This is a genomic window from Emergencia sp. JLR.KK010 (assembly GCF_037018265.1).
Classification (GTDB): Bacteria; Bacillota; Clostridia; order Peptostreptococcales; family Anaerovoracaceae; genus Senimuribacter; species Senimuribacter intestinalis.
In genome coordinates, this window is the sequence record NZ_CP143550.1 from 556,926 (window position 1) to 570,695 (window position 13,770).

A 13,770-nucleotide genomic window follows, 5' to 3' on the forward strand; every position below is an offset into this window, starting at 1 on the left:
TTTTTATGAGGAAAAAACTGTTTTTGACATTGCTTTGCGCAGTACTTGCAGCAGGTGCGGTGGGAACGCTGACAGGCTGTAAAAGCGGCGGAGGAACTGGAGGCGTAGGAGAAAAGGGAAATGCCGACAGCGAAATCAGGGGAGAATTATCTCTTTTAACGTCAGAATCTATTTACAATGACTGCGAGGCAGACCACGGCTATTACTACATCAATGGAGAAGGCACCAACCTGATGTACATCGACTATGAGAGCAAGCAGGAGGTATACCTTTGCAACAGTCCCGGCTGCAAGCACGATACGCAGGAATGTACTTCCTATATCGGCGGAGACAATGTGGGAATGGAAAACTCGCTGTTTTATTATAAGGATTATTTGTATTTATTTACCCATCCTTATGATAATGATGGAGTGACGTCGACTACAATCAGCTATGATGACAGCGCTATTGCTGACGGATCTCCAATTGACAATTCACTGGCGTGCGAACCGGCAGTCCTTTACAGAATGAAACCTGATGGCACGCAGCGGGAAAAAGTTTATACCTTTGAGGAGGGGTTGACGATAGAGAAGACGATTCTCAATGATGACAACGGACTGTATTTTATCGCAAAGGAATTAAAAAGCGAGAAGAAGGACGCAAACACTACTTCCGTATCCTCAGAGGGTAGACGACTGCTCAGAGTGGATATAGATAGCTGGAAAGAAGAGAAGATTTGCGATATGGAGCAAGATAGAGGAATCGTTGGCTGTTACGAAAATCAGCTGCTACTCAGTTACATGCAGTATGATCACGAATTGACGGAAGAAGAAAAGGATGATGACGATAAGATGCGAGAGGCCCTTTTGGCATCAGAATCGGTGTATATGCTCTTTGATGTTGAGAGCGGTGAGAAAAAAGAGATTTATAGGCACAAGAACGATAAACTGGGAAATTTGTTCAGCAAAGGGCAGTACCTCTATATAGCCAATGAAGGGGAGGATATCATCTGGAAAATGGATATCGAAACTGGGAAGAAAGAGGAGTTTTGCAAGACGCCTTACAACAATCTCAACGATATTTATGATGACGTGCTGATTTGCTGGCCGTGGGGAAGCGATGACAATGGAGTCCTGACCGATCCAATTAACTATTTTATCCATTTGGACGACGGGTCTTTAGAAAAGTCCGGGCTAAAAAATCACTATGGAAATTACGGATTGGAAATCAGGGCTGAAACGCCGACTCAATTCCTGGTCGTCTATGATTACGACGCGGAAATCGATCCAATCTATCCGGATCAGGATAACATTCACGCCAATAAATTCGCTTTAATTGATAAGGAAGACCTTTACAGCGGTAAAGAAAAATATGAGAAAATCAAGATGACCAGTAATGGCATGTAATAGGAGGGGAATATGTTAGAGATATGCGAGGTAACTAAAAAATATGGGAAAAAATATGCGCTGCAGGGTGTAAGCCTGCAGCTTTCCGAAGGAGTTTACGGACTGCTTGGCCCCAACGGAGCGGGAAAATCCACGCTGATGAATATCATTACAGGAAACCTGACACCTGATACGGGGCAGGTGCTGTGGAACGGAAAAACGCTGAAAGCTTTGGGCGTGGATTACCGGCGGATTTTGGGGTATGCACCCCAGCAGCAGGGGCTTTATGAGGGCTTCACAGGCCGCAGATTTCTCAGCTATCTGGGCGTGCTGAAAGAGATTCCGAAGAAGGGGCTTTCCGCGGAAATTGAAAGCGCGGCGGCTTCTGTAAATTTGACAAATAAGCTGGATTATCCTATCGGGACCTATTCCGGCGGTATGAAACAGCGACTGCTGATTGCTCAGGCGATGATGGGAAATCCTGCGATGCTGATTCTTGATGAACCGACAGCGGGGCTTGATCCCAAAGAGAGGGTGCGGATTAGGGAAAAAATTCAGGAACTTTCCAAGGGGAAAATTATCCTCATTGCGACCCATGTAGTGTCCGACGTGCAGTCTATTGCCAGGGAAATTGTTTTCCTAAAGTCCGGCGAAATTGCCGACGCGGACAGTGTGGACGCTCTAAAAGCCCGCTATGGCGCAGAGAACTTGGAGGATATATATATGGAGATTTTCGGAGAGGAGGCAGCAGATCATGGTGAAGCTGATACCCTTTGAGATCCGCAAATTCTGGGGAAAGAAAAATTTCTGCTTGGTCATGCTGTTGATTTTCTTTGTCAATCTATTTTTTCTGTGGTTTTTAAGTCAGCCGGGGGATTTTTCGCCGGGGCTTTCCGACTATAAAAAGCTGAATCAGGATTTGTCGGGGGTCAATGCTGGGCAGCGGTGCGAGTGGCTGGCTCAGCGCCATGAAGAAATTGAGAACTATAGCGTGGTGGCGGAAATGCTCAACTTGCGTTCCCGCAGCGATGATTTCGCGAAACGGATGGAAACAGCGCTGACGGAGGAGCATCCGGGAGTTTTTGAAAAGTACCACGAGAAGTATCTTTCCGGAACGTATCTGCGTTATACGAATTCTTTGGAAAAAGAATCGGCAATGCTTAAAGGTGTATATGGGGATTTTCAGAAAGTAGAGAACTATGGGGATTTCCTGAAAGAAATCGCGAAGAAGAAGGAAAATTTGTCTGGAATTTCAATTTTTGCGGCGGATACGACCTCTTTTGCGGCGAGAAATATGGAAAAGGAGTCGGAAGACTATGAGACGATGAAAAAAATTACGCCTGTAGCGCAGCTGGCGACGCCGGTTTCCTTTGCCTTGGAATTTCCCGTATCGGATTTGCTGTTATATCTGGCGGTCCTTTTCTTTGGCGGCGCGCTGATTTACGAAGAGCGGGAGAAAAAGCTGTTTCTTGTTACTTTTTCCTCGGCACGAGGAAGGTTTTCCACAATTGGAGCAAAGACGGGCGCGCTGGCGCTACACTGTTTAATGGTTACTTTTTGCTTATACGGAAGTGATTTTGCCTGGAGTTTTGCCTCAGCAGGTTTTGTTGACCTGTCCGCACCCCTCCAGTCACTGGCGCCGTATATGGAAAGTACCTTAAAGTTATCCATAGGGGGATTTTTAGTTTTTAATTTATTGCTGAAGGCATTGGTGCTTTTTACCTTTGGCACATTGCTTTTGGCTGCGGCGATTGCGTTCAGACAGAATTTTATGTCGCTGCTTTCCGGAGGACTGTGTCTTGGAATCAGTGGATTTTTGTACAGTGTAATTCCCGCAAACAGTTGGAACAACTGGCTTAAATTCCTAAATTTCTATGGAACGATGAAAACAGACAGACTCCTCGGCGGATATCTGAATCTGAATTTCTTTGGGACTCCCGTATCGCGGCTTGCGGCAACGCTTTTATTTCTGTGCGTGGTATGCGCGGGCGGCGTCTTTAGCAGTATAGTCTTGTTTCTAAGGGGAAAAAATCTTTCCGCGGCACAGAGGAAAAGTCGGGCAGCAAAATTGTATGGGGAAATCAGACGGCAGTTTGGGAAAAAGATGCGCAGCTTGCAGGAAGAAAAAGGATTGGATGCGTATGGCGGATTGTTTCGCCATGAGAGCTGGAAAATTTTTATCATGCATCGAAGCATCGTGATTTTGCTGCTGTTTACCGTGTTTATCGGCTATCAGCATATTTCCAGGCCTTATGAAATCAGCGGCGCGGAAAGCTACTATCAGGATATGATGATGGAGCTTTCTGGGGATTTGACAGATGAAAAAGAGGCGATGATTGAAAGGGAACAGGCGCGTTATGAGAAAGCTTTCGCGGAAATTGAGCGGATTGAGGGCTTGATCGCGGAAGGGGAAATTGATCAGCAGGCGGGCAGTGCTATGCTGGAACCCTATCACAGGGAAACGGCGTTTTATCCGGCGTTTCAGAAAATCCTGGCGCAGTGTGAGTGGATTCGCCAGACAGGAGACGGACAGTTCGTCTATGATACGGGCTATTTGCTTTTACTTGGATTTTCGGAAGGAGGAGCGGCGGACGCGCTGACTGATTACATTCTTTTGGCACTGTGTATGATTTTGGCGTTCAGCTGCACTTTCGCCATGGAGGATCAGGTCGGTGCCTGGAATGTGTTGTCTGCTACAGCTTGCGGGAAAAGGCGAATCCAGGGCGAAAAAATAAAAGTGACGATGCTGACAGGACTTCTGATAACAGTAGTGATTTTTGGATGCAATATTCTGCAGGTGGCAATGCATTGTCCGATGGAGCATCTTGGTGCTTCAACGATGAATTTAATGCCTTATCGCAGTGCGGAACTTGATATGCCGCTGATTATGTGGATTGGTATCGTTCTGCTGATGCGGATTTTGGTGGTGATGGCACTTATTATGTTGGTTTTACTGATTTCAGCGAAATTGAAAAATCAGCTGATAACCATGTGCCTTGCAGGACTGCTTCTGGTTATTCCACCGCTGCTATACGCGATGGGATTGGATTTTGCCAAATCATGGAGTCTGCTGCCTGTATATCAATTCGGAACGCTGGTAGCGTAAAGCAAAGGATAACTATGTGGAATATGTGGATAAGTTTGTCAAAATGGGACAATTATAAGGGGAAAATTGTGATAAAAGTTATGCACATATATGGACAAGCATGTGGATAAATCAAAGAAAAAAAGAGGCTCTGTCTTAATGGTTATTCCCATCAGGACAGAGCTTTGCCTTTTATTCATTACAGTCCCAGCTGTGAAAGCAATGCCGCCTTCGGCAACGCGCCGACGGTTTTGGCTGTAACCTCGCCATTTTCGAATTTTGCGCAGGTTGGGATGGTCATGACGCCGTACTGGATTGCCAGAGGCTGCTCTTCATCGATGTTAAGCTTGCAGACCTTGTATTTGCCTGCTGCTTCTTCATCCAGTTCCTCAATAATAGGCATCAAGTTAATGCAATGACCGCACCAAGGTGCCCAAAAATCTACGACAACAGGAATATCGGATTCTAAAACTTCCCTTTGAAAATTATCTTTTGTTAAGTTAATCATATTCATCTCTCCTCTTCTTTTCTGTTATTTTCCCTTTCGATCAGTTCGGCAAGGGCTTCTCTAATAGTATCTTCTACTTGGTGGCTAATATTCGCAAGGGCGTGTCTGTCCATGGAGGCAGTATCAATTGCCGGCATGATTTTTATGTCGATGACAGCACCATTTGTGATTATGCCGCGGTCTTCAAAGAGGTGGCGGGTGCCATTTAAGGCAACTGGTACGACAGGGACTTTAGCCTTAGTTGCCAGCTTAAAACTGCCGGGTTTGAAGCTGCCCATTTCTGCTGACTGGCTTCGGGTGCCCTCCGGAAAAATCACCAGCGAAAAGCCTTCTTTCAAGGTCTGCACACCAGCCTGTATGGATTTCAAGGCTTCTCTGGCATCACCCCGTTTGATAAAAACGCCGCGAATGGCTTTGATCCATTTTCCGAAGTATGGCATTTTTTCAAGGCTGTCCTTTGCAATAAAGCCGACCTGTTTACCGTCCATCATCTTTAAAATCGCTATAATATCTGCATACCCCTGATGATTAGAAATAAACACACAGGCACCAGTTTTTGGAATATTTTCTTGCCCTTCTATGTGAAATGTAATGTCGAAGAGTTCCTCAAGACGCTGAATCCAAAGGGCAACGCCTTCCCCGATAATAGCTTTTTCTTTTTCTACATCGCCGGCATTCTTTGCCGCTTCGATTTTCCCTAAATAATTGTTGAACACGCTGACAGAACGGAATAACTTGTATCCTTTCGGTATATTTCTAAGTAATTTCAATTCCTGACCCTCCTCCGATGCAAATTTTTTGTTACTTTCATCATACCACATAAAGGGGTAGAATATCTATAGAAAAGGTAAGGTTTTCTTTGAGAAAGGAAGCAAAGAAAAACTGCAATCCCCATACAGGAATTTCTGATGTCATTTGGTCATATTAGACCATTGCAAATAGTGACAATATGTGATAATATATAGTTAACAAATATTGAAAAGCGGACTGCAATAGGCAGTGCGTTTTTTCTTTCATCTTCGCATGAGCAAAAGAAAGGGGGATGCCTGTGAATCGCAAGGAAATTTATACTTACAGTAAAAATTTGATAGAAATACCGTATGGAGCGAGAGAAGGCAGCCCTGAGTCCGAAGGCTGCAACTAGGTGCAAGCACTGTATAGAGGAGTATGCTGAAACTTTTATGTAATAGGAGGACTTAAAAATGAAAAAGATAAATATAAAGGAACTTTGTATTGATATTGCTGTAGATATTATTGGAGGAATTTTAATTGCACTCAGTGCATACAACTTCGCTTCGGCGGCAGCATTTCCTATGGTGGGACTGAACGGAATTGGTCTGATTTTTTACCACCTCTTTGGGCTGCCTATTGGAGCCGTATCTTTAGTGCTGAATATACCTATCACACTGCTATGTTATAAGCTTCTCGGAAAGGCTTTTCTGCTGCGTTCTTTAAGGACGATTATTATTACTTCGTTTATCATGGACGTAGTAGCGCCGATGTTTCCTGTTTACCATGGGGAACCGATTCTTGCCGTTATTTGCACAGCAGTACTTGCTGGTTTTGGCTATGCAATGATTTATCTGCGTGAGTCATCTACGGGAGGAACGGATTTTATTTTAATGGCAGCTAAGGTATTAAAGCCGCATCTTTCCTTTGGAAGTATTTCTTTCATGATGGAGGCTGTTATCATAATTCTGGGCGCCGTAACCGTATCAGGCAGCGTAGACGGGCTGATTTACGGTATGCTGATCAGTTATATTATGGCTGCAGTAATAGACAGGGTAATGTATGGTATTTCTGCCGGAAAAATGACGCTCATCGTTACCGACTGTGCGAGAGAAATAGCGCAACGCATTGATGAAGTTGCCGGCAGAGGTGCAACGCTGATAAAGGCAGAAGGGAGTTTTTCTGAGGAGGAAAAAAATGTGGTGATGTGTGCATGTAGCACGAAACAAATGGTCGGAATTAGGAAGATGGCAAAGGAGATAGACCCTGAAGCGTTTATTATCATTATGGAATCTAATGAAGTGGTTGGCGCAGGGTTTAAGGAAAGCTGATAAAGAGCGGAAGAAACAATAAAACCAGTGGAAATATCTACGAAAAAGGAGTATAATATAAACAAATCGCAAAAGATATGGTAGGAGGTATTTTATATGAAACTGATAAATATTGACTATATTCCGGGACAGGAGTTTGATGTGCTGGGCTTGGTAAAAGGTAATGTAGTACAGTCCAAGAATCTGGGAAAGGATATCGGGGCAGGTTTTAAGACACTGGTTGGCGGTGAGCTGAAGGGCTACACAGAAATGCTGCAGGAAGCCAGACAGATTGCTACCAAGAGAATGGTAGACGAAGCCGAAAGCCTGGGTGCAGACGCAGTAATCGGTATGAGATTTGCGTCTTCTGCAATTATGCAGGGCGCTGCTGAGGTCATCGCTTATGGAACAGCAGTAAAGTTCAAATAAAGAGGATTGTTAGATGAATTCGGAATCTAAGAAACAGATTCGAGCAGTTATCATAGGCGGAGCATTGTTATGCTTCGCCTATGTTGCATATCAAATTTCTGCTGCCGAGGTGCTATCCTTTGATACGGCTATCAGAGAATGGGTGTATGCTCGCAGAAATCCAGGGCTAAACCGAGTTCTTATTACTATAACCTATCTGGGAAACTGGCAGATGGTCAGTCTTATGGGAATTTTCTTGCTTATGGTAAAATCTACACGAATGAATATGGGAATTCCCTTTGCGGTAATTTCTCTTTCTTCTACTGTCGTCTATAAAGCGGCAAAGGAGATTTTCCAAAGACCGAGACCGGATTTTGCGGTGCGTCTCATTGAAGAGGGAGGCTATTCCTTCCCCAGCGGGCATTCCATGAATGGATTGGTATGCTATGGGATTTTAATTTATCTCATTCGAAGGTACTGCAAAAATAGAAAGCTTGCAAACGTTTTGACGGGGCTGCTCGGTTTTCTGATTATTGCAATCGGCTGCAGCAGAGTTTATGTAGGCGTGCACTATCCCACAGATATTATCGGAGGATGGTCTCTGGGCGCAGCTTATTTATGTATCGCTATTATTATTTTAGAAAAAGTGCGGGGACAAAAGGATGATTTATAACACGATTACCGAAACCATCGGAAAAACACCGCTTATGCGGCTTCACAAGATAGAAAACAGCCAGCAGATAAATGCGGCAATCTATGGAAAATTAGAAGCCTTTAATCCAGCAGGCAGTATCAAAGATCGGGCAGCGATGAGTATGATTGCCGATGCTGAGGAGAAGGGACTGCTGGCACCGGGCGGCACTATCATTGAGCCGACCAGTGGAAATACAGGAATTGGTCTTGCTGCTATTGCGGCGGCGAAGGGCTACCGAGCAATTTTCGTTCTGCCTGAGACGATGAGTCTGGAGCGGAGAAAACTCCTTGCCGCCTACGGTGCAGAGGTTGTGCTGACAGAAGGCGCAAAGGGCATGCAGGGCGCTGTCGATAAAGCGGAGAAACTGCATCAGGAAATTCAGGGAAGTATCATAGCAGGGCAGTTTGTCAATCCGGCAAATGCTAAAGCCCATGTTGATACCACAGGTCCGGAAATTTGGGAAGAGCTGGACGGTAAGGTGGATATTTTCGTAGCTGGCGTGGGCACGGGCGGCACCATTACCGGCTGCGGAACATTTTTGAAGGAAAAAAATCCGGAGGTAAAGATAGTCGCGGTGGAGCCGAAGCATTCGCCGCTGCTTTCGGAAGGCAAAACCGGCAGTCATAATCTGCAGGGGATTGGCGCAAATTTTGTGCCTGATGTGCTGGATAGGAGCATCATTGATGAAATTATTCCTGTTCTGGAAGATGACGCTTATGACCTTGCAAGACGCCTTGCAAAAGAAGAGGGATATCTGGCAGGAATCACTTCCGGCGCAGCGCTTTGGGCGGCGGTGCAGCTTTCTAAAAGAGCGGAAAATTGTGGGAAGAACATTGTCGTGATTCTGCCGGATTCCGGAGAAAGATATTTATCAACTGTTCTTTTTGATGCGTAAAGTCCGACAGAGGATAAAGGAGTTCCTATGGCTGTTACAATCAAAGACTTGCTGAATTTAGAAATCATGCAGAATTTTAAAATCGTGGCAGGCGAAAAGGGTTTAAATAGAGCCGTTACGGCGACGGAAATTTTGGATTTTGAATTTATGCAGGAGGGAGAAGAGTACAGAGCCAACAGTTTTGAAGGCAACAGTTTGGTGCTTTCCAGTCTGCTTTTTGCCAAAGATGATCCGGCGCTGGTGCTTGTGACTATAAAAAAACTGATTTCGCAGAATGTGCAGGTACTTGCCTATAAACCGGTATTTTTCAAAGAGCTTCCTGCAGAAGCACTGGCCTATGCTGATGAGCGTAATTTTCCCATTTTAGAATTTTCGCATGACGAATATTTTGAAGATATTATTTTTAGCGTAAAAAATCTGGTGGAACGAGATGATATCGTTTTGCAGGCGGAAGCCCTTTTTTCTGATATGCTGCTGCGGGAATTTTCTGCGGAAGAAGCAGAGTGTGCCCAGGAGAAAATGAGCTCACAGCTGAGACCTGTCAGGCTGGTTCTTTGCGTGAAGATAAAGGAAATCGCAGGGACGCAGATTTCAGATATGATCAAACGAGCAAAGCCTGATCAGAAATTGCGCAGCAAGACCTTTATTGGGAAATTGGGGAATCGATTCTTTGTAATACTTTCTCAGGATGAGGAGAATCCGTCCAGATTTAAAGCCCAGTTTGATGATGTGCTAATCGCATATGGTCTGATTGGCAGGGAAATGACTGTGGGAGTCAGTGCGGTTGTGGCAACAGGCGAAAATATTGATAAAGCAGTGCGACAGGCTTTCTGGACAGAAAAAATTGCAGAAATTGAAAAAGTTCCTGTTAAGTATTATGAAAAAACGGGTATATACAGATTAATTATTCCTGGCATGCATACCAAATCAATGGCAGCATATATGGAAGATTATCTGGCGCCGCTTTTTGAAGAAGAAGATAAGGATGGAGAATTGTTTCGTACGGCAGTCGAATATATTCTAGCAAAAGGTGACACAATAGAGACAGCAGAAAGGCTGTATTGTCACAAGAATACCATCCGGTACAGAATCGGAAAACTTCAGGAAAAACTGGATTCTGAAAGTAATGAAAAGGAGTTCTATCAGAATCTGGCAGCAGCCATCAAAATTTATTTATTAATCAATCAAGATTAAAGGAGGACGATGTTATGAAAAAGTATGTATGTGGAGCATGTGGATATGAGTATGATCCTGCAGTAGGTGATCCGGACAATGGAATCGAGCCGGGTACTGCATTTGAAGATATTCCAGAAGATTGGGTGTGTCCTTTGTGCGGACTTGGCAAAGATGTGTTTGAGGAAAAAGCGGAATAAGGGAAAAGGTGAACGCAGTGAGTGCAATGTTTAAACTCAGTTATGGACTCTTCGTCCTAACTGCAAAAGAAGGAGACAAAGACAATGGCTGTATCATCAATACGGCAATGCAGGTGACTGATTCACCGAAACAGCTGTCTATCTGCGTCAATAAAGCAAATTATACCTGTGGTATGATTGAAAGAACTGGCGTATTTAATATATCTATTCTCAGCGAGGCGGCGAAATTTGAAGTGTTTAAGCATTTTGGATTTAGCAGCGGAAAGGATACGGATAAGTGCAGCGGTTATGCTGACGCAGAAAGAAGCGAAAACGGTCTTTTGTATATTACCGGAGGGACGAATGCTGTGATTTCCGTTAAAGTAAACAAGACTGTAGATTTGGGCACTCATCTGATGTTTATCGGTGAAGTGACCGAAGAGAAAGTACTTTCCGATGTACCTTCAGCAACCTATCAGTATTATTTCGATCACATCAAACCAGCGCCGGACAGCAAGCCGAAAGTAAAAGGCTATGTCTGCAAGATATGCGGGTATGTATATGAAGGGGAAGAATTACCTCCAGATTATATTTGTCCGCTGTGCAAGCACGGCGCAGAGGATTTTGAACCCATCGGCTGATTAGGAAAATATTTTGATTAAAATGGGAGATTCTTACAAAAAAGTATTTGATAAGAGTCTCTTTTTTATCTATAAGACAAATAAATTTATAAAAAATTATAAAATATTACAAAGACAAGGGGACTATTTTCTGCTAGAATAGTAACATAGAGGAAAAGAACTGTTTGGGAAAAGTTTCTACCCATAAAAAGTCCTAAAAATAAAATCCTATACTTAATTAATCCTATAAAATCAAAATTTCAGAGACGATTCCCAAACGTCTTTTTTGTAGCGAGATATGAGTTTTATAAAATAGAATAGATATGGCGAGCGCAGCTATCTTTTGTACATATAAAGATAGCTGCGTTTTTTCTATGATGATGATTGCCTGCAGTTTGAAACAGAGTTCCTATCTTATCAACGGAATCAGGCGCATAGAGGATTACATAGACCGTAAAGAAATACAGTGGGGTATTGCTAAAGACGCAATACCCCCTATTATTTTTTGAACTACCAGCATACAAAAAAGCAATGGTAAAATGTAGTAAAGTATTAAAATCATGCAGTATGAAGAAAAAATTCTGAGGAGGTGCATCAATGGAATTAAAAATGAAAAGAGGCTACAAAGGATACCGTGCCTTTTCTTTTTTAGAGGAAGGTGTTGATTATCCGAAACTGGCTTGGCCGAAATGGGACTGGGCAGGAAGGAACGTTGTAGAATTGGACGACGAGCAGGAGGCAATGTATCGCGAAATTTTAGATCGGCATGTTATGATTTCTCTGCATGAGCATCCGTGTTATCATCCGGAGGATATGTCACATCCGAGTAAATTTATGGATGCATATCGCTGTGGACGGCAAATGATTGCGTATGAGGCGCTTGCGTATTCTAATCTGGACTGCGTCTTTGACAATCTGGCAGATGGAACTTGTCTGATGTCTTCTATGGCAGGTTGGAAGTGGAACGATGTAATTCATGATTTGGCGATGCATCTTGCAGACATTGCGCATCAGGACTTTCTGGTACAGTGCAAAAGAGTGCAGGATATTTACGATGCCAAGAAGGAAGGCAAGATTGCCTGGGTGCCTGTGGTAGAGGGCGCGGCACCGATTGAAAATGAAATCGACAGAATTGACGTACTTTACGGTTTGGGTGTCCGTCAGCTGGGGGTTACCTATTCTGAGGCTAATGCACTGGGATGCGGTTTAAAAGAGGAAGTAGACGGCGGTCTTACTGTCTTTGGAAAAGCCTGTGTGGAACGGATGAACAAAATCGGTATGCTCATCGACGTTTCTCACTGCGGACCGAAAATCGCCTACGACGTGGCGGCATACTCAAAAAAACCATTGATTGCAAGCCATCTTGGTGCGCAGAAAGTTTGGAACATCAAGCGAATGTTTCCAGATGAAACCATCATCGAGATTGCAAAGCACGGCGGTGTAATCGGGGTGGAGGCATCTCCGCACACGACCATGTCCTATCAGAGCATGACCCATTCTCTGGAAACGGTGATGGAGCATTTTGAGTATATTAAAGATTTAGTAGGTATTGATCATATCAGCTTCGGACCGGATACACTTTACGGGAACCATGTTGGTATGCATCATGCCTTTGACGAGCTGTTTTCTACTAAGTATGACTCAGATCCAGGTGTACCGTATGATGAGGTGCCGTATGTGGCATATCTTGAAAATCCGACAGAGGCTTCCTGGAATATTTTACGTGAGTTAATCCGCAGAGGTTACAGTGAAGAAGAGATTGCCAAAGTAATTGGCGGAAATACGCTGAGAGTTTTAGAAGAGGTATGGGTGTAAGCAGGGAACCTCAGAAAGCAGAAAGGAAATAGGTATGTATAAGTATGTGATAAAACGCCTGCTGCTTGCAATTCCAGTATTGATTGGGGCGACTTTCCTTGTCTTTGCTATTATGGACTTTGCACCGGGGGATCCGGCAAGGATCATTCTTGGAAGCGGTGCAACAGAACAGGCGCTGGCGCTGAAACGAGCGGATTATATCATGACAGAAAGCGCCCAGAATTATTGTGATATTATGCTGAAATTATTTGAGCAGACAGATTAATACTTCTGGCGCTTCTGCATGTGAGATTACAGCAGCACAGCGCCAGCTCCCCGGTCGAAGAAAATACTTTTAGCGCCGGTGTACAGCGGAATGCCATAGCAGACCCGCACGTCTTTTGGGAAAATTCCCATCCTAAGAGCGCCAGCGCCTGCTGAGTACATGACTCTATTGTCGATTCTGTGGTCCGCCGCCACGGAGACTGCAGAACCTACGGCAATGCCCAGGTCAGTGATGTTGAATGCGCAGTTGGCGCCTGCCTTTTTCATCTCTGCACAGTTTTCAAAACCGCACATCTTGCAGTCACTTAGTCCAAAGGGATTAGACACAGCGCCGATTAGAACTACACAGTGGCTATCTTCCACGTTATAGGAGTCTCTTTCGATAAATTCTTCGCCTCGCTGGGCGGCGACTTTGCGCATTTCTTCAGCAAGGGTTTGCTTTTCATCACCTGTAAGAATGAATGTGATGATTTTATCTTTTCCACTGGCTTTAGGTGCGGTCCTTGCAGCTGCAGCCATCAAATCGGCAACTTTTAGCGCAGCATCTCTTTCCGCTGCTTCCATGGCTTTTATCATAGTGAGTTCCTCCCTTGTTTTCCCATTTATGATAATATTATAGCTGACCGGACATCTTTTAACAAGGGCAACAAGGAAATTGGTACGGAAAACGCATGAAAGGCGCATGAAGCATGTCATTAGTACTTTTAAGTGTTTTTTGTAAAAAAG

15 protein-coding genes are annotated in these 13,770 nt (G+C 44.1%); 12 read left to right on the forward strand and 3 right to left on the reverse strand.

The window, feature by feature from the left end:
* The first annotated feature begins 5 nt into the window (after nt 1-5).
* Genes V1225_RS02710 through V1225_RS02720 form a run of 3 tightly spaced genes read left to right on the forward strand, consistent with a single transcriptional unit; the run spans nt 6 to nt 4,470 of the window.
* On the forward strand, nt 6-1,385 hold the full coding sequence (locus tag V1225_RS02710) for a hypothetical protein (RefSeq protein ID WP_160201040.1): 1,380 nt from the start codon (nt 6-8) through the stop codon (nt 1,383-1,385).
* A 12-nt stretch (nt 1,386-1,397) separates the two neighbouring features.
* Nucleotides 1,398-2,141 (forward strand): ATP-binding cassette domain-containing protein, encoded by a 744-nt coding sequence (locus V1225_RS02715; RefSeq protein WP_160201041.1) that lies wholly within the window; start codon nt 1,398-1,400, stop codon nt 2,139-2,141.
* Nucleotides 2,119-4,470: a hypothetical protein gene (locus V1225_RS02720; protein WP_338547528.1), complete on the forward strand. Its 2,352-nt coding sequence runs from the start codon at nt 2,119-2,121 to the stop codon at nt 4,468-4,470. The genes V1225_RS02715 and V1225_RS02720 overlap by 23 nt, the downstream gene beginning before the upstream one ends.
* 178 nt (nt 4,471-4,648) lie before the next feature.
* On the opposite strand, the gene trxA is transcribed toward V1225_RS02720, so the two are convergent.
* The gene (trxA, locus tag V1225_RS02725) at nt 4,649-4,957 is read right to left on the reverse strand and encodes a thioredoxin (RefSeq protein WP_338547529.1); all 309 of its coding nucleotides are present in this window, start codon (nt 4,955-4,957) and stop codon (nt 4,649-4,651) included.
* A 2-nt stretch (nt 4,958-4,959) separates the two neighbouring features.
* Nucleotides 4,960-5,727 (reverse strand): lysophospholipid acyltransferase family protein, encoded by a 768-nt coding sequence (locus V1225_RS02730; RefSeq protein WP_161908816.1) that lies wholly within the window; start codon nt 5,725-5,727, stop codon nt 4,960-4,962.
* A gap of 432 nt (nt 5,728-6,159) precedes the next feature.
* Between V1225_RS02730 and V1225_RS02735 the strand changes: the two genes are divergently transcribed.
* From V1225_RS02735 to V1225_RS02775, 9 genes are all read left to right on the forward strand, one after another.
* Nucleotides 6,160-7,017 (forward strand): YitT family protein, encoded by an 858-nt coding sequence (locus V1225_RS02735; RefSeq protein ID WP_338547530.1) that lies wholly within the window; start codon nt 6,160-6,162, stop codon nt 7,015-7,017.
* 96 nt (nt 7,018-7,113) lie between these two features.
* Entirely contained in the window at nt 7,114-7,425 is a 312-nt protein-coding gene (locus tag V1225_RS02740) for a YbjQ family protein (protein ID WP_160201046.1), read from the forward strand.
* Between the two features lie 13 nt (nt 7,426-7,438).
* Nucleotides 7,439-8,077 carry a phosphatase PAP2 family protein gene (locus V1225_RS02745; protein WP_161908818.1) on the forward strand — a complete coding sequence of 213 codons (639 nt, stop codon included), beginning with the start codon at nt 7,439-7,441 and terminating at the stop codon, nt 8,075-8,077.
* Entirely contained in the window at nt 8,067-8,993 is a 927-nt protein-coding gene (gene cysK, locus V1225_RS02750) for a cysteine synthase A (RefSeq protein ID WP_338547531.1), read from the forward strand. Before V1225_RS02745 ends, cysK begins: the two co-directional genes overlap by 11 nt.
* Before the next feature lie 27 nt (nt 8,994-9,020).
* The gene (locus V1225_RS02755) at nt 9,021-10,187 is read left to right on the forward strand and encodes a PucR family transcriptional regulator (RefSeq protein WP_338547532.1); all 1,167 of its coding nucleotides are present in this window, start codon (nt 9,021-9,023) and stop codon (nt 10,185-10,187) included.
* Between the two features lie 14 nt (nt 10,188-10,201).
* Nucleotides 10,202-10,366 carry a rubredoxin gene (gene rd, locus V1225_RS02760; RefSeq protein WP_160201050.1) on the forward strand — a complete coding sequence of 55 codons (165 nt, stop codon included), beginning with the start codon at nt 10,202-10,204 and terminating at the stop codon, nt 10,364-10,366.
* A 26-nt stretch (nt 10,367-10,392) separates the two neighbouring features.
* Complete coding sequence (locus tag V1225_RS02765; protein ID WP_161908822.1) at nt 10,393-10,986, forward strand: flavin reductase; 594 nt, start codon at nt 10,393-10,395, stop codon at nt 10,984-10,986.
* Nucleotides 10,987-11,562: 576 nt separating this feature from the next.
* Nucleotides 11,563-12,780, forward strand: coding sequence for a membrane dipeptidase (locus V1225_RS02770; protein ID WP_251614116.1), 1,218 nt, complete (start codon nt 11,563-11,565; stop codon nt 12,778-12,780).
* A 34-nt stretch (nt 12,781-12,814) separates the two neighbouring features.
* Nucleotides 12,815-13,045, forward strand: coding sequence for a hypothetical protein (locus V1225_RS02775; RefSeq protein WP_275557416.1), 231 nt, complete (start codon nt 12,815-12,817; stop codon nt 13,043-13,045).
* Between the two features lie 26 nt (nt 13,046-13,071).
* On the opposite strand, the gene V1225_RS02780 is transcribed toward V1225_RS02775, so the two are convergent.
* A complete protein-coding gene (locus V1225_RS02780) occupies nt 13,072-13,620 on the reverse strand; it encodes a DUF2148 domain-containing protein (protein WP_161908823.1) in 549 nt (182 codons plus the stop codon).
* Between the last annotated feature and the right edge of the window lie 150 nt (nt 13,621-13,770).